The sequence below is a fragment of the Bacillus tuaregi genome (assembly GCF_900104575.1).
Lineage (GTDB): Bacteria > Bacillota > Bacilli > Bacillales > Cytobacillaceae > Bacillus_BD > Bacillus_BD tuaregi.
This window is the reverse complement of sequence record NZ_LT629731.1, coordinates 3,719,681-3,742,680: the sequence shown is the minus strand read 5'-3', so window position 1 is coordinate 3,742,680 and position 23,000 is coordinate 3,719,681. Positions and strand designations below refer to the sequence as shown.

Here is a 23,000-nt window from a genome sequence, read left to right as displayed (position 1 = left end):
TAAAAAGTGTAAAAAATAATCTATATTTATATTGACTTTTGTTCTGATTTTTTATAATATACCCATAGGGGTAACGATAGTAACGATAGCTACAAATTTTTTTGAAACTTATAATACCCCATTAGGTATTTTGAGTAGCAATAAAGTAAAAGGTGGTAGGAAGATGAAGGAAATTACAGCTAAGGAAGTTGAGCTTCTTCTTGAAGAAGGCGAGAAATTAAATTTGATTGATGTACGTGAAGTATATGAAGTAGAGGCCGCGAAAATTCCAGGTGTTGTGAACATTCCATTAGGGTTACTTGAGTTTCGGATGAATGAACTAGATAAATCGAAAGAATATATAATGGTATGTCGTTCAGGTGCAAGAAGCGGGCACGCAACCCTATTTCTTGAAAGCTATGGCTACAAGGTTAAAAACATGGCTGGAGGAATGCTTGCGTGGAAAGGTAAAAGGCAGTAATTGAGCTTCACTTATCGAGCTCGATAAAAATTCTGGGGGGAAATCCAATCACATGAATACCCATTAGGGTATAAAATAAATGGAGGATTAGAATGGAACCAATTAAAGCGCATGAAATTGTAGATGCAAAAGGGCTCGCTTGCCCTATGCCAATTGTGAGAACAAAAAAAGCAATGACCAATCTAGATGCGGGTCAAGTACTAGAGGTTCAGGCTACAGATAAAGGTTCTAAGGCGGATATTAAAGCTTGGGCAGATAGTACAGGACACCAGTATTTAGGTACGGTTGAAGATGGGGATGTGCTTAAGCACTATTTAAGAAAGTCTTCAAATGATGAAGCTATTGAAAGAAAGCATCCTCATGTAGTCAGCAATGAAGAATTGGAGCAAAAGCTTAAAGAAGATAAAAGCATAATGGTTCTTGATGTTAGGGAAGCAGCAGAGTATGTATTCAATCACATACCTGGGGCAGCATCTATTCCGTTAGGTGAATTAGAAGAACGAATCAATGAATTAAATAAGGATAGTAACATCTATGTAATCTGCCGTACCGGGAACCGCAGTGACCTGGCAGCTCAGAAGTTAACTGAGCATGGCTTTACAAATGTAATGAATGTTGTACCAGGCATGAGCCAGTGGTCTGGAGAAACCATTTTAATAAATAACTAATAAAGGAGATTGATGGAGTTATGAGTAAAAAAGTAGCAATTATTGCGAGTAATGGTGGAGTATTTGATGCATATAAGGTATATAACATTGCAACAGCCGCTGCGGCAACTGACTTTGAGGTAGCTATTTTCTTTACATTTGAAGGTCTTAACTTAATTCATAAAGAGGCACACAAACAGCTTCCGCTTCCAGAAGGTAAGGAAGGAATGGCCGAAGCCTTTACAAATGCGAATGTTCCTGCAATACCGGAGCTGGTTGAAATGGCGAAGGAACTAGGGGTTACCTTTATCGGCTGTCAAATGACAATGGATCTTATGGGGCTAGGTAAAGAAGCGTTTATCGATGGTATTGAAGTAGGTGGAGCCGTTACATTCTTGGATTATGCGAAGGATGCAGATATTACGTTAACTTTCTAATACTATTTTTTTAGGGAAAAATATACTATTGGGGGTATTTGGAATGGCGGTAATCGGGTGGTCAGCAAAAAAAGTAACTGAAAAGGTTTTAAATAAAGAAGCATTATTTATTTTAGATGTTCGTAATCAAAGTGACTTTAATGATTGGAAAATTGAAGGAGAGAATTTCGAGTATTTAAACATTCCTTACTTTGAACTACTAGATGGAGTTGAAGAGATTCTTGACCAGCTTCCTTCAGATAAAGAGATTTTAGTTGTCTGTGCAAAGGAAGGGTCTTCTGTCATGGTGGCCGAGATGATTTCCGATGCGGGTCTTACCGTCTCTTACTTAGAGGGTGGCATGAAGTCCTGGAGTGAACATCTACACAAATCAAAGGTATATAAGGATGATGAGGTTACCGTTTATCAGTTTATTCGTGTTGGTAAAGGCTGCCTTTCATATATGGTAGTTTCTGATGGAGAGGCACTAATCGTGGACCCTTCACGATTCGTAGAAAAATATGAAGAAGAGGCAAATGTGTCTGGTGCAAAGATTATGCATATTGTTGATTCGCATCTTCATGCCGACCATATCTCTGGTGGCAAGCTGCTTGCCGAAAAAACAGGTGCGGATTATTACCTAATGAAAAGTGAAGGAGCTGTGTTTAACTTTCATGCCTTGGAGCAGCATGACAAAATCAGCTTCAAAAAGGTTCATCTTGAAGTATTAGCTGTTAAAACACCAGGGCATACACCTGGAAGTGTATCCTTCTTTGTGAACAACAAGCTATTATTCTCAGGAGATACGATTTTTGTCAGCGGCTTAGGTCGGCCGGACCTTGGAAATAAAGTAAGTGAATGGGCAAGGGATTTGTATAACACTGTCTATTCGAAGGTATCAGAGATTGCAGACGATGTTATTGTTCTTCCAGGTCACTATGCAAGCCTTGATGAAGAACTAAATGCTGGCGGTTATGTGGGTGCGACACTTGGTGATATTCGCAAACGAAATGAAAAAATGTTTAATACCACCGAAGCAGATTTCCTCGAGCAGGTAGAAAAGTCGGCTAGCTCAGTAAAACCACCAAACTTCGAAGAAATTGTCTTTATTAACCGCGGAGTACAATCAGCTGATAATGAGCATATGCAGGAGCTGGAAATTGGGCCAAATCGCTGTGCGGTTCACCATACTGATAAGTAAAAAGGGTAAGAGCCTATCAAGGATGCTTTCCTTGATAGGTCTTTAACTTCATTCAGCAAATGTTTTTTGTACCGAAAGCTTGCGACAGGTACAGAAGTTCTCCACTTCCACAAGTGAGGGATGAATGCAAATGGTACTTCGATTTAGTGGGGATTCAAACCCCGGCTGAATGAAGTGAAGCCTCCGGCGGATGTCACGGATTTTTTAAAGGTAGTTTACCCGAGCGAGCTCAGGTAATCCGGACGCAAATTCGACGGGGGAATTTGATCTTTTGCTGAGAAGGGCATTCGCTTTTCTATAAAGGAGGGAGAAAAATGGATTATGCCTTTATCATAACCATTTTCCTAATAGGTTTTGTTGGCTCATATATTTCAGGAATGCTGGGAATTGGCGGATCAATCATTAAATATCCGATGCTGTTGTATTTGCCACCATTATTTGGCTTAACTGCCTTTACTGCCCATGAGGTATCTGGAATTAGTGCAGTACAGGTGTTATTCGCAACGATTGGCGGTGTATGGGCTTATCGTAAAGATGGATACCTAAACAAAACATTAATTGGTTATATGGGTGTTAGTATCTTAATCGGGAGCTTTGTCGGTGGATATGGTTCAAAGCTTATGTCAGAGGGCTCTATTAATATTATATATGGTGTTTTAGCACTAATTGCTGCTATCATGATGTTTGTTCCTAAAAAAGGTCTTGATGACATCCCACTTGACCAGGTGAAATTCAATAAATGGCTGGCGGCAATTCTGTCTCTAATCGTTGGTGTTGGGGCAGGGATTGTCGGGGCTGCAGGAGCGTTTTTATTAGTACCAATCATGCTGGTTGTGTTAAAAATACCTACAAGAATGACCATTGCATCATCCTTAGCTATTACCTTTATTTCTTCAATTGGATCTGCGGTTGGTAAAATTACTACCGGACAGGTAGATTATTTCCCTGCTATCATCATGATTATTGCCAGCCTGATTGCTTCACCGTTAGGAGCCAATGCTGGTAAAAAGGTGAATACAAAGGTTCTTCAGGTCATACTTTCTTTTATGATATTGGCAACCACAATAAAAATATGGATGGATATTATATAACTTTCTCTAATAAGAAAACCTCGTTGTCGCAACGAGGTTTTCTTTTATATAATCAGTCGAAAACGTAATAAATTATACGTTAACAGGTTTTTGAATATTTCTTTTAACGTTGTAGCTTGAATGATTTTCAATGACAAGGTCACTCTTCGGCTTTGCTCTACAGGCAAGTGTGTAGCCTTCTTGTTCTTCACTTAGAGGAAGAACGGACCGGGAACAAACTCCTGTTTCAACTTCACCTTCAATAACTTTTATTTTGCAGACACCGCAGCCTCCGCCCTTACAGCCAACTTTTATATCGACTTTACTGCGAATAGCTGTGTTTAGGATGGATTCGTCTGCTTTCCCTGTCATGGTACGGTCATCAGGTTGAACTTTTATTAGATAATTATTCATAGGATCACCACTGTTATCCAGAATTAAGAAAATACAGTTGTAAATCTTTCGCCGGCATCTTTATCGAAGAAGGAAATTCCTTCGCCGACTTTTTCGGCTGTCCATGTGATGGTAGGGAAATCAGGATAAGTAATGTAGCCATTTGCATATACTTCATTTCTGTTACCTGAAGGGTCAAAGAAGTAAATCGTTGTACCACGAGTGATACCGTGACGAACGGGTCCTTTATCTAGTGGAACATTGTTTTTACCGATAATATCAGCTGCTTTAAGAACGTCATTCCAGTTATCTAGGTAGAAACCAATATGGTGTACCCCAGCATCAGGTCCTTTGATGATAGCGAGGTCATGAGGTGTGTTTGTGACAAACAGCCATGTTGCCAGCACATTTTCCTCATCCATCATTGCGCGTTCCGCCATACAGAAATCAAATACTTCCATCATTAATTTAGTTGTACCTTCCACATCTTCACCAGAAATTAATAGATGGTCAAGGCGAGGAGGTGCCATTCCTTTTAATCCATCCGGCCATGGAGCTGGATTTTCACGTGGAAGTCCATTTCCGATTTGTTCAATTTCATGATATAGTTCCACGTATTGTTTTGTAGGTAATTGGAATCGAACAGCTTCTCCCTCTGCAATTCTTGTACCGGCAGCAATTCGTTCTGTTACCACACCATAGTCCTGTAATTTTTGCTCATACATATCTAAATCTTCTTTATATCTAACTTTAAAGGCAAGATGCTCTAAGCCAGCTGAATCCGCTTTTTCTAAAATGACACTGTGATGATCATATTCATCCCATGCTTTAAGATATACATGTTTTTCATCTCTTGCAGTCTCAATTAAGCCTAGAACATTTTTGTAGTAATCAACACTAGCTTCCCAATTAGGTACTCTTAATTGAACATGACCTAAACGCATAATTGGCATTTTACATTCCCCCTAATTACTTTGAATTCGAAATTCCCCAATCTCGAAAAAAATGTAAGCACTTTCATTACTATTTTATCTGAAAAATCAACAAATTTTAACGGCATAAACTGTCTAATTTTTTAGCCTTTTTAGACAGAAGCTGACAGTATAATTTAAAACGCTAGAGGCAATCTGATTTTTACTGTATGACAAGGGATATTCAGGCACAAAAGCGAAATATTAATGAAGTATCCAATATGACATACATAGGAGAGTTAAAAATGGAGCTAGATTTAAAGGGAAAACACGTACTTGTAACAGGTGGTTCAAAAGGGATAGGAAAAGCAATAGCAGCTGCCTTTCTCTCAGAGGGAGCGGATGTCTCCATTGCGGCTCGCAATAGAGAATATATGGAGAGAGCAAAGGAGGAATTAGGCAGTGGTGTATCTCTTTATCAGGCGGATTTGACTAATCGTGATGATAGAGAAAAACTTATTCGTACCTATATGGAAGATAAGGGTAGTATAGATGTTTTGATTAATAACGCTGGAGGAAGCAATGGAGGAAAGACTGCCGAAACAAGCATGGAGTTGTTTTATGAAGCCATGGAACTGAATTACTTCTCTGCGGTTCATCTCAGTAAATTGATTATTCCCTATATGAAAAAGGTCAATAGCGGATCTATTATTAATATCACATCGATATTTGGAAGAGAGAGTGGCGGAAAAGTGACCTATAATAATTCTAAATCTGCCCTCATCAGCTTTACAAAGTCTCTTGCTGATGAAGTGATTTCTGACGGTATTCGTGTAAACAGCATTGCGCCTGGAAGTATTCTGCATGAAACAGGAAATTGGAAAAGACGGCTTGAGGAGGATCCTGATGGAATCAAGGCCTTTGTAAAACAGGAAATTCCCGCGGGACGTTTTGGAACGGTTGAAGAAGTTGCAAATGTTGCTGTATTCCTTGCGTCTGAGAAGGCATCATGGATTGTCGGAGCAAGTATTAACGTGGACGGAGGACAGTCACGCATGAACTTCTGAAGCTATGCTTATGATTTATGAAGCATTATAAAAAAGGTCCCTGCTGTTGAGTACAGGGGCCATTTTAGTTAGCTTCACAATTCCGGAAACAAATTCGATGGGAGAATTTGCTTACTTTAATGGAAGGATAATCGTAAATTTCGTTCCTTTACCCACTTCGCTCTCAACGGCTATTTTACCTCCATGAGCTTCTACGAAGCCCTTCGCAATCGAAAGACCAAGACCGCTGCCACCCTCTGAGCGTGACCTAGACGGATCTCTTTTATAGAAACGTTCAAAAATATAGGGAATTGCTTCCTTTGGTATTCCAGGACCATTATCAGAGATTTTAATTAATAGTGAATCAACTGTCTCTTTACCTGAAATTTCTACGACACCTCCATCAGAGGTATGCCTTAATGCATTTCCAAGCAAATTAACAATAACCTGTGTCATTCGGTCATTATCTAATAATAACTGGGTTTCTTCCGGAATATTATCATAAAGTAATTGAATCTTTTTCTCTTCAGCAAGCCAATGAAATTGACTGCCTATTCGACCTATCAGCTGTTTCATTTGAATTGACTTCTTATTAAGGGGAAGCTGTCCGGCTTCTGCAAGACTGAGCTGCTGTAAATCATTGACTAGTCTTTTTAGACGGTAGACTTCATCAGTCAGCTCTAGTATGACTTTCTCTGTTGGTTGAATAGCACCTTCCTGTATGGATTCGAGTCTGCCTTGCAAAATCGTTAAAGGAGTTCGAAGCTCATGGGCAACATCTGCCACTAATGTCTGTCTGATTTCTTCATTTTGTGATATTTTATAAGACATGTCATTAAATGCTTCACCAAGATCATGTAATTCATCTTTCGTAGGAATGCTGATTCTTTCCCATTTTTGACCGCTAGCAAGTTTTTTCGTTCCGGAAACTAAATACTCTAGAGGATTTGTTATTTTTCTTGTAAACCAGATACTGAATAAAACAGCTAGGAGAGCAGCGACAATGCCGCTTACTAAAATGGCCTGATTGGAAGAGTCTATGAATTCCTTCTCTAAGCTTTGAAGTTTATTGGGTATTAGGATCAATGTACCTATTTTCTCTTTATTAGCAAACAAATCCTCTTTCTTTCCTGATGCTTCTATGAATTGTCCGATTTTTTTATTGGTTGAATCGGCAATAACCTTTCCCTCTAAATCAATGAGGAGCAGGTCTGTACTGGATAAGGGCATATTCATTCTCATCCCATGCATCATCATTCCCTTACCACGGGAAAACTGGTTAGAACTGGTAATTTTTTCTTGAACATTCTCCCATGATCCATTTTCAATATAATAAAGCTCGAGAGCTTGTTTCATCCTCTCCAAATAACCAATGTTGTAATGTTCAATGTAGGTTTGAAAAGTAGCTTGAATTCTTGCTTGTATGAAAAGGGACTGAAGGATACCCATGAATAGAATAATGGAGATGAACCCTAAAATAAATTTTGTTTGCAGCTTCATTGTTTATCACCGAAGCGGTAGCCTATACCATAGACTGTGTAAATATACTCAGGGTGTGTATGATCCTTTTCGATTTTTTTGCGTAAATTACTGACATGAGTATCAATCGAACGTTCATATTGACTAAAGGCTTCACCCATAGCGTGTTCCATCAGCTGAAGCCGGCTGTATACACGCCCCGGTTTTTGTGCGAGTGTGACAAGGATTTTGTATTCAGTAGGAGTAAGATTGATTCTTTCATTACGCACCGTTACTTCATAGGTACTCTCATTGATTTCAATATCCCCTCTAATCAACACGACATCCTGCTCTGCATGGATATCTTCTGGAGCTGCTCTTCGCAATACTGTTTTAATTCTTGCCGTAAGCTCTCGCATGCTAAACGGCTTTGTAATATAATCATCTGCACCCATTTCAAGCCCAAGCAGCTTGTCAATTTCCTCGGATTTTGCTGTTAACATAATGATAGGCATTTTAGAGCTAAGGGTCCTTATTTCGCGTAAGGCCTGCAAACCGTCCTTATTCGGCATCATAACGTCTAGCAGAATAAGGTCTGCTGCATGTTGGTTAGCAATTTGGACTGCACTATCGCCATCCTCCGCTTCAATGATATCAAAGCCTTCATTTTTTAAGTAGGATTTAATGGTTCCTCTTATTTTTATTTCATCATCTACAACTGCAATTACTTTCGCCAACGCTTTCCCTCCTAACCGGTCTTTTATCATTATATAGGAATAGAAAAAAACTCTGAAGTGTAGCTTCAGAGCTTAATTTATTGTGTTGCTCATATAGCACGGTGATGTCCCATACCCATTCCACCGCGTTTTTGCATTGGTTCAAAATTATCTTTCTCAACCATTGTGCGAACTCTGGTTTCGAAATTTGCTAGCATGATTTCCCGTTGCTCTTCTGTGATTACATCATTTTCTATAAACTGATCTAAGGCTTTTTTTCTTGCTTCAAGCACCTGATTGACAAGCTCGTCCACTGTTTTCCCTTGTTCTTCAGCGATTTCTGCAATGGATTTCCCTGCGTAATGTTCAGTTCGAAATTCCTCATCAGTCATACCAAGCTTTTCAGCAATCAACTCGAACATGGAAGATGAAAAATATTCACTTGTACCATTTCTTCTTCCCATTGGTGCATTGGTAATAGGGCAGTTGTAGCTGCTTGTTTGTTTAAATAAAGCAGTATCCTCTACAGGAACTGCTTTATTGTTGTTTGTAGCAATAGACTTGCTGACAGGAGAGAACATGGCCCCGAGGGTAAAGACTCCAATAAAGGCTCCGCTAAGAATCATAGTTTTCCATTTCATCTCTTTTCATCTCCTTCCTAACCTTTCACCTTCATCATACTGTACAACTATCCAGAAGCTGTCAGGTAAATGTTAAGGTTTTGTTAAGACAATCCTATTATAAGAATGAATGCCAATATTCAATGTCAATCTATAGTTCGGCTCTTAAAATCTGTTTGAAAGAAGAAAAAAAGTATCCAATAAACTAGATTGGATACTTAAGCTTCACTACATACCATTCTTAAATCATTGCTTTTCTGGTTCCTCTTTATTAAACCAGAGCGGGTCCATGTCATCCACTTCTCCATTGTAATTGATTAGTATTTCTTCTCCGGCTTTAATGTCCTTATAGGCAAAGAAATCAAAGGTATGATTCGGGAAATTAATATCATATGTAGCGTTTGGCTCATAGGAGTGATTGAATAACATGCCATAGCCCAAAAGAATACACGAGTGGTTTATTCCATATTCAAATGCATAATCGGCTAGTAGTGTTTTTTCGATATGGACATGTTCATCATTTGGATAGGGAAGAACGGGGGCCTCATGGATTAGTGTACCTTTTGCAATATCCTGTGTGGCAAATACTCCCCTATTTAATTCTCCATCACTTAGCTTCGAGGTCTTTATTTCAATCATAGTTCATCACCTGTTCAGTTTATTTGTAAAAGTAATTTCTTAAGTGTGACCTATAAAGAGTATGAAAGCAACCTATTATTGTTATTTTTTACAATTGTACAGATATTAAACTTGTAAGAAAAAACTCAATAATAATGTAATTGACAGGTTCGGCTGCAGATGAATCTACCTTTATTTTCCGCTAATGGGAGTTATTCCGCTAGTGCCCCTTCTACTGAGTATTGTTCTATATCTATTTCCAGTTGGCGTCCAAGTGCAAGCTTAGCCAATTCTGAGCCTAAAAAAGGACCAACGGTTAGGCCTGATGAGCCTAATCCATTTGCAAATAAAATACCCTTCCAGCCTGGCAGCGGCCCAATCACTGGCAGGAATCCTGGCGTAAAGGGGCGAAATCCTACCCGTGCTTCTAGTAACGTAGTCTCTGACAAACCAGGAGCCGTTTCCAATGCCTTTGTAAAAATCTCTGACAGACCGCCTGCTGTGACTCTTGTATCGAAAAGCGCTGTGTCTTCATGTGTCGAACCGGCGACAATTCTATTATCATCAAATGCTAGCAGATATAAAGTACCCGGTGGCATGACAACCGGCCATGTGCCGGCATTATTTTCATGAGTTTTTAAATGGGCAATTTGCGCCTTTTGGAATCTAACCTTCATGTTTACACCGAGAGGAGCAAGCAATTGTGGGGCCCAAGCTCCCGTACATACTATAACTGTATCAGCCGTGATTTTTTCTTGACTTGTTTCAACACCATGAACACGAGTTCCATCAAACAGAAGCTTTGCTTCATCATAAATGAGAACGGCACCGTGCCTTTGAGCCGCGCGGAGCAGGGAGTCTCTAAGTGCCCGACCGTCAACGCGTGCACCGCCGCTGACATACAAGGAACGATAATCATCAAGCAGAGGAAATAAACGCTTTGTTTCCTGTGAGCTTTGCAGAAGAATGTCACCGATTTCAGGTGCATCCTGTCTTCGGTTATAAGCCCGCTCAGCCATTTTCTCCAGCTTTTTTTCATCTGTATGTAAGCAGATGGCACCAACTCTTGAATAACCAGTGCTCTTTTCTCCATCCTTTTCTAAATCATCAATTAAGCCGGGATAAAATCGTGCTCCTGCTTTTGCCAGCTCATACCAGGCTTTATTGCGCCTCTGACTTAACCATGGACAGACAATTCCTGCTGCTGCATCTGTTGCTTGCCCTTTGTCTTTTCGGTCTACAATTATAACCTGTGCACCTTCTTTCGCCAATTGATAGGCAGTTGAGGCGCCAAGAATCCCTGCACCCACTACCACGATTTTTTTCATCAAGAGTTCCCTCCTTGTCCTATTCTTAGCAAAGAATGAGAGTGTCACTGACACTCCTAAACATAATTTTGACTGATTTGTTATCAGTAATCCGGAAGCAAATTCGAAGGGCGAATTTGATCAATCAGTTTCTAATGCTGTTGTTTGTATCTGTAGTTGTTTTTGTAGCTCGAAACGATAGGATTCTGTTATCTCTGAATCCCAGCCAAGCTTGTAACTCATTAAATCAATTACAGATTCCTGCCATTTCTTTACCGATTCGATATGAAAAAGAAGGGCACCTGTCCGCCGCAGAAAAAAATCAACAGGTGTACAGGTACACTCCTTTGTTATGCTATAGATTACCTGTGCATACAGTCCAAGCGGAAGTCCAAATGTGTTAGAGGCTGAGTGGTTCCTTTCTATTATCTCATAAAGATCATCAATGTTTGAACCGTACTGTCTAATAAGTGAATAAGCAGTGTTCTTATTTAATCCCAGCTTTAACCCAAGGTCGATTTTTCCCTCTATAAAAGCAGGGAATTGCTGGGAGCCTCCAACTTCTCCTCCTGAAATGGGCAGCTGCTTTGTTTGGCAGGGTAGAAACATCACTCCCGCTTCCTTTTGAAAGGAATGGGCAAGCATATCGACAACCTTTTCTGCCATTTTTCGATAGCCGGTAAGCTTGCCGCCTGCTATGGAGACTAAACCAGAGGCGGAGGTCCATATTTCATCCTTCCGCGAAATATCAGAGGGACCTTTGTTAGCTTCATGAATTAAAGGTCTTACTCCCGCCCAGCTTGATTCAACATCACACTTTTGTAGGTTTAAGTCTGGAAAAATATAGTGAATCGTATCTAAGAGATAATCTCGGTCTTTGACTGTCATTTGCGGCTGAATTAAATCACCCTTATACGGTGTGTCAGTCGTACCGACATATGTCTTTCCATTTCTTGGAATCATTAAAACCATACGTCCGTCTGGTGTGTCAAAATAGATAGCCGGTTGCAGAGGAAACACAGATTGATCAAATACAAGGTGAATTCCTTTAGTTAAATACATTTGTTTATCAAGCAAAGAATGGTCTTTTTCTCTTAAGGAATCCACCCATGGACCGGCAGCGTTAACCGTCTTTTTGGCCTGTATCTCAAATCGGTGCCCATCCAATTGGTCCTGTATACTAGCACCTGCCAATATCCCATTTTGGTAAATAAAATCGGTAACCTTCGCATAGTTAATGATTGTGGCACCTTGATTGACTGCTTCCTTAAGCACTTCGATTGTTAATCTGGCATCATCTGAGCGGTATTCAACGAACATACCTCCGCCTAATAACCCATCCTTGTTCAGCTTAGGCTCAAGCTGAACAATTTCTTCCTTACTTAGCATCAGATATCGTTCGTTTTTTTCTACTCGTGCGAGAAAATCATATAGACGTAACCCCATTGAAGTAGTGAACATTCCGAAACCTGTATTTTTGTACACCGGTATCAGCATCTTTAAGGGTGTGGTAACGTGGGGTCCATTCTCAAAGACCACTTTCCTTTCTCGCCCAACCTCAGCTACGAGCATCAGTTCTAAATTTTTTAAATAACGAAGGCCCCCATGTATCAATTTAGTTGAGCGGGAAGAGGTACCGGCAGCAAAGTCCTGCATTTCTATAAGTGCGGTTTTCATACCCCGGCTTGCCGCATCTAAAGCAATCCCTGCTCCAGTAATTCCTCCACCAATAATTAATACGTCAAACCTATCCTGTTCCATTTTTTTCAGTACGCTGCTTCTATTTACACTGGAAAATAATTCACTCATTCTCTATCCTCCACTCTTAAAAATATATTTTGAGAATACGAGGGATTCAGTATGATATAATAGAAAAAGCCTAATTTTATTGCAAAATTAGGCTCTTTTTTCTAAGAAAAACAGATTTCATATTAATATCTTATTATAGTTGTGGCTAGTCTTATGTAGGAGTGAAAAGGAAATGAAATTTATCCTTCAGCTATTTCTTATTTGGTTTATTTACATAGCGTCAGATTTTATTGTAACGCTGCTAGGGTGGCCAATTCCAGCCAGTGTTTTTGGCATGGTTTTGTTATTTGTCCTGTTAGTGAGCGGAATAGTAAAAGTACAGTATATTGATAAGGCAACAACCTTATTAAATAAACATCTTGCCTTTTTTTTCATTCCTTTTGCAGTCGGATTAATGAATTACGGAGGACTTGTCAAGACCAGCGGCATTCAATTGCTGATTATGATTATAGTAAGTTCGGCTTTTGGATTACTCGTGACATCAGGTCTGACACAGTATCTTGCAAGAAGGGCGGTGTCTAAACGTGAACAGTCTGACTCTCATTAGTATAGGCTTGACTATCGTCATCTATCTCGGCGCGAAATGGTTATCCCTTCGAGTGGTATCACCGATGACAACACCGATATTAACCGCAACGATTGTGATTATTATTGTTTTACATATTATGGGTATTTCTTATGAGCAATACACACCTGCAAAGGAATATATGACATATTTATTGGGGCCAGCAACAGTCGCCTTAGCAGTACCTATGTACAACAATCGGAAAGTGATTATGGACAAGTTATTTCCTGCATTATTTGGCTTAATTGTTGGTACAATCTCAACGATTATTTCTGCTGTATGGTTATCGAAAGTGCTTGGTTTATCGGAAACAATTCAAGCTACTTCGGCGGTTAAAGCGGTCACAACTCCAGTAGCCATTGAAGCTGTTTTGCTTGTTGGGGGAGACCCTGCCCTTGCTGCAGCCTTTGTTATTATTGCTGGTCTGTTTGGGGCAATATTTGCTCCAACCATCTTAACTATCTTGAAAATTTCTGATCCTTTTTCTCGCGGATTAGGAATTGGGACAGTCTCACATGTTATTGGTACGAGTCAGGCCGTAAAAGAAGGACCTTTACAAGGTGCGGTTTCAAGCATGGCAATGGGGTGTGCTGCCATCCTTACGTCTCTGATTCTTCCCTGGCTCTATCCGCTCATTCAGCTATAAGTACGAGGGATTGGTGTATGATATAATCGAGATGTTCCTTCAGGTGAACAATATATTGGGCTTGGCTAATATGAAATAGTTTATATTATATAGGAGTGAAGATGATGGTGAAAAAAATGAATGTTGAAAGCTTCAATCTTGATCATACAAAAGTACGGGCTCCCTATGTACGTCTTGCGGGGGTTAAGACAGGGAAGAATGGTGATGTCATCCATAAGTATGACGTTCGTCTAAAGCAGCCAAACAAGGAACATATGGAAATGCCGTCCTTACATTCTCTTGAGCATTTAATGGCTGAAAATATTCGAAATCATACAGATCAGGTTGTCGATGTCAGTCCTATGGGCTGTCAGACTGGTTTTTATCTAACTATGATTAACCACGATAATCACGAGGAAATTTTGGATATTTTGGAGAGCACCTTAAAGGATGTACTGGAAGCCGATGAAGTGCCTGCATGTAACGAGGTTCAATGTGGGTGGGCGGCAAGTCATAGTCTTGAGGGAGCCAAGGAGCTCGCAAGTGAAATGCTGGCAAAGAGAAAGGAATGGCATGACGTTTTTGGAGAGGAATAATTTGCGCTAAATATAAAAAGCTACTTTCACAGTGAAAGTAGCTTTTTATATGACCACAGACAGAAGAATTTTGTATAAGTAATATGGATATTTTATCGTGCGAAATCCAAACTACCCTTATGAGATGATTGATTCTTATCATCAATAATAGTTTATGATGTGTACATATTTTATCTAGGGGGAATCAAAATGGATCAATCGATCAACACTGATCGACCACCTTACGGATTGATAGCCGTTTTGCTGATTGGTGCATTTATTACATTTTTAAATAATACATTATTAAACATAGCTTTGCCTTCTATCATGACGGATTTACAGGTTGAGACTGCTACGGTTCAGTGGCTAACGACTGGTTTTATGCTCGTGAGCGGAGTCATGATTCCAACAACAGCTTTTTTAATACGCAAGTATTCAGTAAGAAACCTCTTTTTAACAGCAATGAGTTTATTTACTGTAGGAACGTTTATTGCCGGGATTTCTCATATCTTTATTACCTTATTATTAGGGCGGATGGTTCAAGCTGCCGGAGCAGCTATCATGATGCCTTTATTAATGAATGTGATGTTAGTAAGCTTTCCGATTCACAAGCGAGGAACGGCAATGGGGGTCTTTGGTTTAATCTTAATGTTCGCGCCGGCAATTGGTCCCACGTTATCAGGCTGGATTGTAGAACATTACAATTGGCGCGCCCTGTTCTATTTTATTGCTCCAATCGCTGTCATCATTCTTTTGCTTGGCTTTTTCATGCTAAAGGATAAGAAGGAAATAGTTGATATTAAGCTTGATTCCTTCTCGGTGCTTCTTTCAAGTATTGGATTTGGCGGATTATTGTATGGATTCAGTTCTGCAGGGAATAAAGGGTGGGATAACCCGCAGGTTTTTGTAACAATTGGTATAGGTGTTATTTCATTAACTTATTTTATCATCCGTCAGGCGAGGCTTGCCGACCCAATGCTAAACTTTGGAGTATATAAATATCCGATGTTTGCTTTATCATCCGTCATAACCATGATTATGAACATGGCGATGTTTTCCGGTTTCCTGCTATTACCTATCTATGTTCAAACCATTCGGGGAATATCACCAATGGATGCTGGCTTAATGCTATTACCGGGAGCTCTGCTCAATGCCGCCATGTCACCTATAACAGGAAGGTTATTTGATAGCTTCGGTGGCAAAATCTTAGCGATTATTGGATTAGCTATTACGGGCATAGCAACGTATTTATTCAGTCAATTGACATTTGAAACCACCTATATGTTCTTAGTCATCATTCATGCAATCAGAATGCTTGGCTTGTCGCTCGTCATGATGCCCGTTTCAACAAATGGGTTAAATCAATTACCTAGAAGATTGTACCCCCATGGCACTGCGATGAATAACACGTTAAATCAGGTATCTGGAGCGATTGGAACGGCACTATTGGTTACTCTTATGTCAATTCGGACAGAAAACGTCGTAACCAGGATGATGAGGGATGCTATCCATCAAGTTGGGGGTGAGCCGACAGCAGAAGTCCAGCAGCAAATTCTCCTAACAGCTACATTAGATGGAATTAATTTTACCTTCTTTGTTAGTACGATAATTATTGCACTCGCCTTTGTTTTAGCTTTCTTTATTAAACGAGCAGTACCTGCAGAGGACCCAATAGAAGAAAAACCGAGGCATACTAGTCTTGTAACAAAATTAGCAGGTCAGTAGGAGTTTTTTACCAAAAGTTTAACGGGAAGTACGATAGTGACAAAAAAGTAATAATTTGTTATACTATTCTAGAAAAATAAATAATACCTAATCATTCCGTTGGGGTAGAGGCGCGGTATTTAAGAGTAGGCTGTGTGAGGATGACAACTATGACCACAGTTGAAAGGAAAAATCGCCGAAGCTACTAAATCTGTCAAGTTTTAGTATGCTGGGGTTGCTCTGAATAAGAGTAACACTGTCATTATGAAGGAAATCCTTTTAATGAAGAGCTACAGATCGTGGTGGAGAAAACAGTTGCTTATAAAGGGCAGCAATAGACATTTCTCTATTGCTGCTCTTTTTATTTTCTTGCAAATGCAAGCTGAAAATAAACTGCTTTTCTTCCCATGTCAAGTTCACCCCTCAATAATCAGGAGGAGGAAACAGGAATGGAAAACACAATATACTCAATACTGCCACCTTTGTTAGCGATTGTGATGGTAGTAGCTACAAGAAAGGTGCTTATATCACTGGCAACGGGTATTGTTGCTTCTGCATTACTACTGGCACAATTCAATATGGGGGAAACAATTGCTATCATAGGGGATGCAGTCAAAGCAATCTTCATTTCTGATGGAGCATTAAATACATGGAATGTATACATCATTATCTTTTTACTACTATTAGGAATCATTACTGCCTTTATTTCAATTTCTGGAGGAAGCAGGGCGTTTGGTGATTGGGCAATGAAACGAGTAAAAACACGTGCTGGTGCACAGGTAGTTGGGGCAGTTTTAGGCATTATCATTTTCATTGATGACTACTTCAATGCGCTTGCAGTTGGTCAAGTAACACGCCCGATTACAGATAGACATAGAGTATCTAGAGCAAAGCTTGCCTATATCATCGATTCAACTTCTGCACCAATCTGTGTTGTATCTCCTATTTCGAGCTGGGGAGCCTATATTATTGCCTTAATCAGTACGATTTTAGCGGCTCACGGAATGACAGAATATAGCGCACTATCTGCTTTTATGCAAATGGCTCCGATGAATTATTACGTGTGGCCGACGATTTTTATTGTTTTTTTAGTTGCCTTCCGAAACATGGACATCGGACCGATGAAGCTTCATGAACAAAGGGCACAAAAGGAAGGGAAGCTCTACGATCCTAATAAAACAATTCCAGGAGAATTAAAGAATCCACTTCCAACAAGTAGTACAGGTACAGTCGGGGATCTCATTTGGCCTATTATTGCGTTAGTAATTGGTACAGTAGGAGCTATGATTTGGACGGGATATCAGGCTGCAGAAACTACCTCGATTCTAAAAATCTTTGAAAATACGGATGTAACAAAATCGTTATTATTAGGCGGCACATTTGGGCTTATCGTTACTTTGGTTATGTTTGTCAGACAGTCAATGGTGTTACGCGGAGTGCCTGGAAAGATATTTACAAGAGGTATTGTAGAAGGTATTAAGTCAATGCTCCCGGCTATTTACATCCTGTTGTTTGCTTGGGCACTTGTTGATTTAATTGGTAGATTAGAAACAGGAGCCTATCTAGCTAGTGTTGTTGAAAAATCAAATTTCGATATTTCCTACCTACCATTAGTATTATTTATTGTGGCTGGGATTATGGCATTCTCAACAGGAACTTCATGGGGATCATTTGGTATTCTTTTACCAATTGCAGGAGATATTGCAGCTTCTGTTGACATCAATATTTTACTTCCTGCGATGGCTGCCGTGCTAGCTGGTGCAGTATTTGGCGACCACTGTTCACCAATTTCTGATACGACGATTCTGTCTTCAACAGGAGCAGGATCTAATCACCTTGACCATGTGATGACACAATTACCTTATAGTCTCACTAGCGCTGGTATTGCTGTGCTTGGCTACATTGTATTTGGTCTCACGGGCAGCTCAATCATAGGGCTTATCTTCGTATTTGCTATGTTAGTACTTCTATTTTTTATTAGTAAACCTCGGCAAAAAGACGTACAAGAAAATGTGATAACAACCAAATAGTTAAAAGGCTGACTCCATTTTTAGGGTCAGCCTTTTTGAACTGTGATTTATATCAACCCCTTAAGTTTATTGATATGTTATGGTTAGGATGAATTCTAATCTAATTATAGTTAATACATTAAGAAGTGAGGGTGTGAACGATGGCGGTAAGACAAAAAAAAGTACTCAATAACGGACCAAGGATTCAAAAAGAAAAAGAGACGGTCACCAAAATGATTGAGGTCTATTGTCGGAAAAATCATCATCATCGCCATGAACTCTGTGAAGAGTGCCAGGACTTACAGGAATACGCTATGAAAAGATTATCCTTCTGTCAATTTGGTGAGGATAAAAGCTTTTGCTCGTATTGTCCTGTCCATTGCTATAAACCAGACTATCGTCAAAAAATTAAGGATGTCATGATTTTTTCCGGTCCATGGATGCTAGTTTATCATCCGGTGTTGGCTGTAAAGCATATCTGGCAGGAAAAAGTAACACACCGCCATGGATGATAAGGCCTTTGTCATAATATAACTGCTAAAGTAACTTTTTGATTAAAGTTACTTTTTTTGTGCTCTTGTTGTTTTGAAAATACCGAATATAAAACTTTTGAAAAAATAAAATGGTAAGAAAGGAGGGAAAAAGAATGGCTGTTCACGTGGTAAAAAACAATGAAAGCTTATGGACCATTGCCAGCTATTATGGTGTTACTGTTTCCTCAATTATGACAATCAACGGAATAACAACTGAAAATACGATCGTACCTGGATTTGCCCTTTATATTCCCGAAAGTGGTCGTTTACCCATTCGATCTTATCAGGTTAAAGCAGGTGATTCGCTTTGGAGTATAGCACAGCGCTACAATACGTCCATTCCTGCAATCATAAATGAAAATCCTGATTTGCAAGCTCTTAATATAGTATCGATTGGGCAAATATTACGTATTCCTTCGCCATTTAAACTAAGTATTACCACGTTAGGTTTTGTTTTGCCGTTTTCGCTAGAAGCTTCTATACAAAGCCTGGAGTCTGTTGCTAATCATCTGACATACCTAGCTATAACAGCCTATGCGGTAACAAATGATGGATATGCTTATATGAGATTAAATGATAGCGGTCTGGTTGAAAGAAGCAGGCAGCTTAATGTGATCCCCTTATTAATGATTCGAAATCTAGCTGATGATTTTAGTCCAGAATTAATTGGTACTGTACTTGGAAATCCATTATCCAGGAATAATTTAATTAGGAGCATTGTGCTGTTATCCAGACAAAGAGGTTATGGTGGGGTAAGTATTGATTTTGAATTTATTCCTCCAGAACGTAGAAATGACTTTATTCTTTTTTTAAGGGATTTAAAGTCACAATTAGGTGAGTTGCTTTTACATGTAAATGTGCATGCGAAAGCAGAGGATATGCCCCTTAACCCGATAGTCGGTGGGTATGATTATAAGGCAATTGGGGATGTTTCAGATTTAGTGGCTGTCATGACAATTGACTATGGTTATCCGACAGGACCGCCTGAACCAGTTGCTCCAATAAATTGGATTAACCAAGTCATTCAGTATGCTATCACACATATCAATCCACGGAAACTACAAATATCCATTCCATTGTATGGGTATGATAAAGCGGTCCCAAGTAATAAGACTACTGCCATGTCAGTAAAAGATGCCCAAAATTTAGCGCTTATGGTCGGAGCACCGATTCAGTACGACGCTGTGGCACAAGCACCGTGGTATCGTTATTGGAAGGGAAATGAAGAACATGTCGTGTGGTTTGAAGACATCAGAAGCTTTATAGCGAAATATAACCTAATAGATCAATATGAGCTAAATGGAACGACATTTTGGCATATCGGTCTGTCTGCCCCACAAAATTGGGAGTATATGAGGAATCATATTAATGTAACAAAAAGTGAATGATAAGGCAGCCGTTTGGGAAAGGCTGCCTTAACTTCATTCAGCAGAAGTCCTCCACTTCTACAAGTGGGGGATGAATGCAAATGGTACTTCGATTCAGTGGGGGTCTATCTTATGCTATTGGTATAAAATTCCATCAGGCATAAACGACCATTCTAGAGAGAAGCTATCTTTGATATTGATGCTAAGGAGGGGGTTTATAGATGAATGAACAAATGTCCTACGGTGAAGATTATAAATTTATTCCAGCAACGTCAATCGGGAGTGGAATGGGTCTGGCGGTTTTGCCCGATTTATACTGCCATACCATTCAAATTGTCAATATTTGTCTTATAGGTATGCCAAATTCAAATGATTTTGTTTTAGTGGACGCGGGTATGCCAGGGTCCGCAAATGAAATTATTTCATTATCGGAGGAGAGATTTGGTCAAAATAATCGACCAAAAGCAATCATTTTAACACATGGTCATTTTGACCATGTCGGGGCCATTATTGAGCTTGTAAAACATTGGAAGATTCCTGTTTATGCACACGAACTTGAAATGCCTTATTTGACAGGAAAAGAGAGATATCCTGAACCAGATTCTACTGTTGAAGGGGGGATGGTAGCGAAAATGTCTCCCATGTTTCCCAATGAGCCAATAAACTTAGGACAACATGTAGAAGTCCTTCCCTCCGATGGTAGTGTTCCACATATGCCATCGTTTCGGTGGATCCACACTCCTGGTCATTCGCCAGGGCATATTTCTTTATTTAGAGAAGAAGATCGGGCACTCATTGTAGGTGATGCATTTGTGACAGTTAAGCAGGAATATCTCTATAAGGTTTTAACGCAGGAGCAGGAAATAAGCGGGCCTCCGAGATATTTAACGACCGACTGGGAGGCTGCTCGTGAATCTGTTGAAACATTAGCGGGGTTAAACCCTTCTGTTGCGGTTACAGGTCATGGAATGCCAATGTCCGGTTCATTATTAGCTGACAGCTTACAAAAACTAGTGAAAGAATTTGATCAGATTGCGATACCGGACTATGGAAGATTTGTTCCCAAAAAACTCCATTAGTCTTCACCGTGCAACGAGAGTCGATCCTAATAAAAAGGATGAAATCTCGACGTAAGATTTCATCCTTTGGAATTTGGATATTATTGCAGGCCTTCAATTTTGATTTGCTTGGCTGGTAAGAATTCTTCGCCTGTCTCCATATATATCACTGATACTTGGTCACCTGGCTCTAGATAAATAGCCAATGGCGAGTTTGCTGATGATACGGTATAGTTCTTGCTGTTGTCTAATAAGAAAGTAACTATCGTATTTTCACCTGATTTTTCCTTATATACTCTCACTACAGTGCCGCTAATTTGTTTTTCTTCTGCTTCTGAGCTTCCATCGACAGAGCTGCCTCCACGCTGCAAGGCAGTTTTATATAGCTTTAATGCTTCATTTGGAGTGTCTCCATAGACGGATATTTCAGGATTTGCAGCAGAGACGATAAAGTAGTTTTGCAGGAATCCATTTGCATCCAATACCGGTGTCAGCCAGCTTGCTTCACCGTAAAAGTTATAGAGAATCGGCATTTCTCCGTTCCATTTTTTTTCGATAAATTTCTTTTCAATTATCTGTAGTGCTCCCTGTGAATCCATATAGGATTCTTCTAGATTGCCGGTATAGTAGGTGGCTTCACCTGTTCTTGAATTGGTTAGTGAATACCCAAGCATCGAGTCTACACCTTCCTTTGGACTAGTGAAATCCGTGAAATAATACATCACTCCATTTTCATCAAAAATAGGGCTGACATTGGCTTCTGTCCCCTCATCAGATGGGAGCTTTACATCAGATTTTCCAAATAGGCTGTTCCAAAAACCATGAATGTAATTTCCGAAGTAGCTATTCTGTAAGCTTACAACTTCAGGAGATACGGAACCATCTATATATTCAGGTGCATCCTTTAAATGATAGATTTGAGTCACACCAGACTTAGGTTCCACCATAACAATACCCTTCACACTAAATCCATTACGTGCAGTGATAAACTCTCCAAAAGAACGGATATAATGAGGGTTCCCTTCATCATCTATTTCTAGTTGAACATCTCCGTAAAAGATAAGCTCTGGATATTGCATGCGAATATGGCGTTCAATATTTTTATTAAAAAATGATGATGGTGTGTAAACCATTTCTGCCTTGATGAATTTAGGGTTAGCAGAAGAATCGGTTGCACTAACGGTAAAATAACCTGGTGTTACATCCCCATTTAACCATTTGAAGAAGCCGGAAAACTCTACAGGGGCGATATATACATACTCTCCATTTACCTTTTGAATTTGGAGGTTCCCAAGCTCGTAATAACTGGTATTAGGCACTTGGCCAAACGCCTTCTTCATTTTATTCCGGGCAAATTGAGGCGGCACACTTGCAGGCGTTTCTTTCTCATCAAAAGTCTCAATTTCAATTTTTTCTTCCATACTGGCTGATCTATATTTTTCGTCTGCATTAAAAAGGAAAGCAGTCAGTATATACACGCCAACGATAAGACTGCCTAAGAAGAGAATCGCTTTAATGACTCTTTCCTTTCCAGTTGACAGCAATGCACCGGCAGCTGTAATAATGATGGCAAATATCCATAAAGAGGAATAATTTCGATCAAGATTAGTGAAGTAGTAGAATGTAAAAACTCCAGCTATTAAGATAATGAGGGCAGCTATTAAAAGACCAGACTTTTGTTGCTTTCCTTCCTTTTTTGTTGTTTTTTCTGTTTTGGAGAAGGGAATAAGAACAAGTGCAGCTGCTAATCCGATGATTAACGAAAAAAGAAATATATTACCCATAGGTTCCTCCTTTAGAAGTTGTGTAGTATTTGTATTTACGTATAATTAATACGAAAAGATTCATGTTGGAGAATATTACCGCCTATGAATAGTACCTATAGGAAAGAA

General features: G+C 39.6%; 23 protein-coding genes and 1 riboswitch. Of the genes, 14 read left to right on the top strand and 9 right to left on the bottom strand.

Features of this window, described 5'->3' with window-relative positions; translation table 11 throughout:
- Positions 1 to 163: 163 nt before the first annotated feature.
- From BQ5321_RS20420 to BQ5321_RS20400, 5 genes are all read left to right on the top strand, one after another.
- Positions 164 to 460 (top strand): rhodanese-like domain-containing protein, encoded by a 297-nt coding sequence (locus BQ5321_RS20420; protein WP_071396231.1) that lies wholly within the window; start codon positions 164 to 166, stop codon positions 458 to 460.
- A 92-nt stretch (positions 461 to 552) separates the two neighbouring features.
- On the top strand, positions 553 to 1,128 hold the full coding sequence (locus BQ5321_RS20415; RefSeq protein ID WP_071396230.1) for a sulfurtransferase TusA family protein: 576 nt from the start codon (positions 553 to 555) through the stop codon (positions 1,126 to 1,128).
- Between the two features lie 20 nt (positions 1,129 to 1,148).
- On the top strand, positions 1,149 to 1,544 hold the full coding sequence (locus BQ5321_RS20410; protein WP_071396229.1) for a DsrE/DsrF/DrsH-like family protein: 396 nt from the start codon (positions 1,149 to 1,151) through the stop codon (positions 1,542 to 1,544).
- Between the two features lie 43 nt (positions 1,545 to 1,587).
- A complete protein-coding gene (locus BQ5321_RS20405; protein ID WP_071396228.1) occupies positions 1,588 to 2,724 on the top strand; it encodes an MBL fold metallo-hydrolase in 1,137 nt (378 codons plus the stop codon).
- Between the two features lie 314 nt (positions 2,725 to 3,038).
- Positions 3,039 to 3,815: a sulfite exporter TauE/SafE family protein gene (locus BQ5321_RS20400; RefSeq protein WP_071396227.1), complete on the top strand. Its 777-nt coding sequence runs from the start codon at positions 3,039 to 3,041 to the stop codon at positions 3,813 to 3,815.
- Between the two features lie 72 nt (positions 3,816 to 3,887).
- Here the strand turns inward: BQ5321_RS20400 and BQ5321_RS20395 are convergent, their stop codons facing one another.
- Together BQ5321_RS20395 and BQ5321_RS20390 are read right to left on the bottom strand one after the other, a co-directional pair.
- A complete protein-coding gene (locus tag BQ5321_RS20395) occupies positions 3,888 to 4,208 on the bottom strand; it encodes a 2Fe-2S iron-sulfur cluster-binding protein (RefSeq protein ID WP_071396226.1) in 321 nt (106 codons plus the stop codon).
- Between the two features lie 23 nt (positions 4,209 to 4,231).
- On the bottom strand, positions 4,232 to 5,140 hold the full coding sequence (locus BQ5321_RS20390; protein WP_071396225.1) for a catechol 2,3-dioxygenase: 909 nt from the start codon (positions 5,138 to 5,140) through the stop codon (positions 4,232 to 4,234).
- 263 nt (positions 5,141 to 5,403) lie between these two features.
- Here BQ5321_RS20390 and BQ5321_RS20385 point away from each other — a divergent pair, with 263 nt between their 5' ends.
- A complete protein-coding gene (locus tag BQ5321_RS20385; protein WP_071396224.1) occupies positions 5,404 to 6,165 on the top strand; it encodes an SDR family NAD(P)-dependent oxidoreductase in 762 nt (253 codons plus the stop codon).
- 111 nt (positions 6,166 to 6,276) lie between these two features.
- Here the strand turns inward: BQ5321_RS20385 and BQ5321_RS20380 are convergent, their stop codons facing one another.
- From BQ5321_RS20380 to BQ5321_RS20355, 6 genes are all read right to left on the bottom strand, one after another.
- Positions 6,277 to 7,644, bottom strand: a complete 1,368-nt coding sequence (locus tag BQ5321_RS20380; protein WP_071396223.1) for a sensor histidine kinase — start codon at positions 7,642 to 7,644, stop codon at positions 6,277 to 6,279.
- Complete coding sequence (locus BQ5321_RS20375) at positions 7,641 to 8,339, bottom strand: response regulator transcription factor (protein WP_071396222.1); 699 nt, start codon at positions 8,337 to 8,339, stop codon at positions 7,641 to 7,643. Before BQ5321_RS20375 ends, BQ5321_RS20380 begins: the two co-directional genes overlap by 4 nt.
- An 89-nt stretch (positions 8,340 to 8,428) precedes the next feature.
- A complete protein-coding gene (locus BQ5321_RS20370) occupies positions 8,429 to 8,959 on the bottom strand; it encodes a DUF2680 domain-containing protein (protein WP_071396221.1) in 531 nt (176 codons plus the stop codon).
- 225 nt (positions 8,960 to 9,184) lie between these two features.
- Positions 9,185 to 9,577, bottom strand: coding sequence for an SET domain-containing protein (locus tag BQ5321_RS20365; protein WP_071396220.1), 393 nt, complete (start codon positions 9,575 to 9,577; stop codon positions 9,185 to 9,187).
- Positions 9,578 to 9,768: 191 nt separating this feature from the next.
- Positions 9,769 to 10,884, bottom strand: a complete 1,116-nt coding sequence (locus BQ5321_RS20360) for an NAD(P)/FAD-dependent oxidoreductase (RefSeq protein ID WP_071396219.1) — start codon at positions 10,882 to 10,884, stop codon at positions 9,769 to 9,771.
- Positions 10,885 to 11,004: 120 nt separating this feature from the next.
- The gene (locus tag BQ5321_RS20355) at positions 11,005 to 12,672 is read right to left on the bottom strand and encodes a glycerol-3-phosphate dehydrogenase/oxidase (protein ID WP_071396218.1); all 1,668 of its coding nucleotides are present in this window, start codon (positions 12,670 to 12,672) and stop codon (positions 11,005 to 11,007) included.
- 172 nt (positions 12,673 to 12,844) lie between these two features.
- On the opposite strand from BQ5321_RS20355, the gene BQ5321_RS20350 reads away from it, so the two are divergent.
- From BQ5321_RS20350 to BQ5321_RS20315, 8 genes are all read left to right on the top strand, one after another.
- Positions 12,845 to 13,219 carry a CidA/LrgA family protein gene (locus BQ5321_RS20350; RefSeq protein ID WP_071396217.1) on the top strand — a complete coding sequence of 125 codons (375 nt, stop codon included), beginning with the start codon at positions 12,845 to 12,847 and terminating at the stop codon, positions 13,217 to 13,219.
- Entirely contained in the window at positions 13,197 to 13,883 is a 687-nt protein-coding gene (locus BQ5321_RS20345) for an LrgB family protein (protein ID WP_071396216.1), read from the top strand. The genes BQ5321_RS20350 and BQ5321_RS20345 overlap by 23 nt, the downstream gene beginning before the upstream one ends.
- 107 nt (positions 13,884 to 13,990) lie before the next feature.
- On the top strand, positions 13,991 to 14,458 hold the full coding sequence (locus BQ5321_RS20340) for an S-ribosylhomocysteine lyase (protein ID WP_071396998.1): 468 nt from the start codon (positions 13,991 to 13,993) through the stop codon (positions 14,456 to 14,458).
- A gap of 189 nt (positions 14,459 to 14,647) precedes the next feature.
- Entirely contained in the window at positions 14,648 to 16,162 is a 1,515-nt protein-coding gene (locus tag BQ5321_RS20335; RefSeq protein WP_071396215.1) for a DHA2 family efflux MFS transporter permease subunit, read from the top strand.
- Positions 16,163 to 16,259: 97 nt separating this feature from the next.
- Positions 16,260 to 16,442, top strand: a riboswitch (Lysine riboswitch).
- Between the two features lie 148 nt (positions 16,443 to 16,590).
- Complete coding sequence (locus BQ5321_RS20330) at positions 16,591 to 18,171, top strand: Na+/H+ antiporter NhaC family protein (RefSeq protein WP_071396214.1); 1,581 nt, start codon at positions 16,591 to 16,593, stop codon at positions 18,169 to 18,171.
- A gap of 140 nt (positions 18,172 to 18,311) precedes the next feature.
- Positions 18,312 to 18,662: a nitrous oxide-stimulated promoter family protein gene (locus tag BQ5321_RS20325; protein WP_071396213.1), complete on the top strand. Its 351-nt coding sequence runs from the start codon at positions 18,312 to 18,314 to the stop codon at positions 18,660 to 18,662.
- Positions 18,663 to 18,796: 134 nt separating this feature from the next.
- Positions 18,797 to 20,071 carry a LysM peptidoglycan-binding domain-containing protein gene (locus BQ5321_RS20320; protein WP_071396212.1) on the top strand — a complete coding sequence of 425 codons (1,275 nt, stop codon included), beginning with the start codon at positions 18,797 to 18,799 and terminating at the stop codon, positions 20,069 to 20,071.
- 200 nt (positions 20,072 to 20,271) lie between these two features.
- Positions 20,272 to 21,129, top strand: coding sequence for an MBL fold metallo-hydrolase (locus tag BQ5321_RS20315; RefSeq protein WP_071396211.1), 858 nt, complete (start codon positions 20,272 to 20,274; stop codon positions 21,127 to 21,129).
- Positions 21,130 to 21,209: 80 nt separating this feature from the next.
- On the opposite strand, the gene BQ5321_RS20310 is transcribed toward BQ5321_RS20315, so the two are convergent.
- Positions 21,210 to 22,892: a hypothetical protein gene (locus BQ5321_RS20310; RefSeq protein ID WP_071396210.1), complete on the bottom strand. Its 1,683-nt coding sequence runs from the start codon at positions 22,890 to 22,892 to the stop codon at positions 21,210 to 21,212.
- Between the last annotated feature and the right edge of the window lie 108 nt (positions 22,893 to 23,000).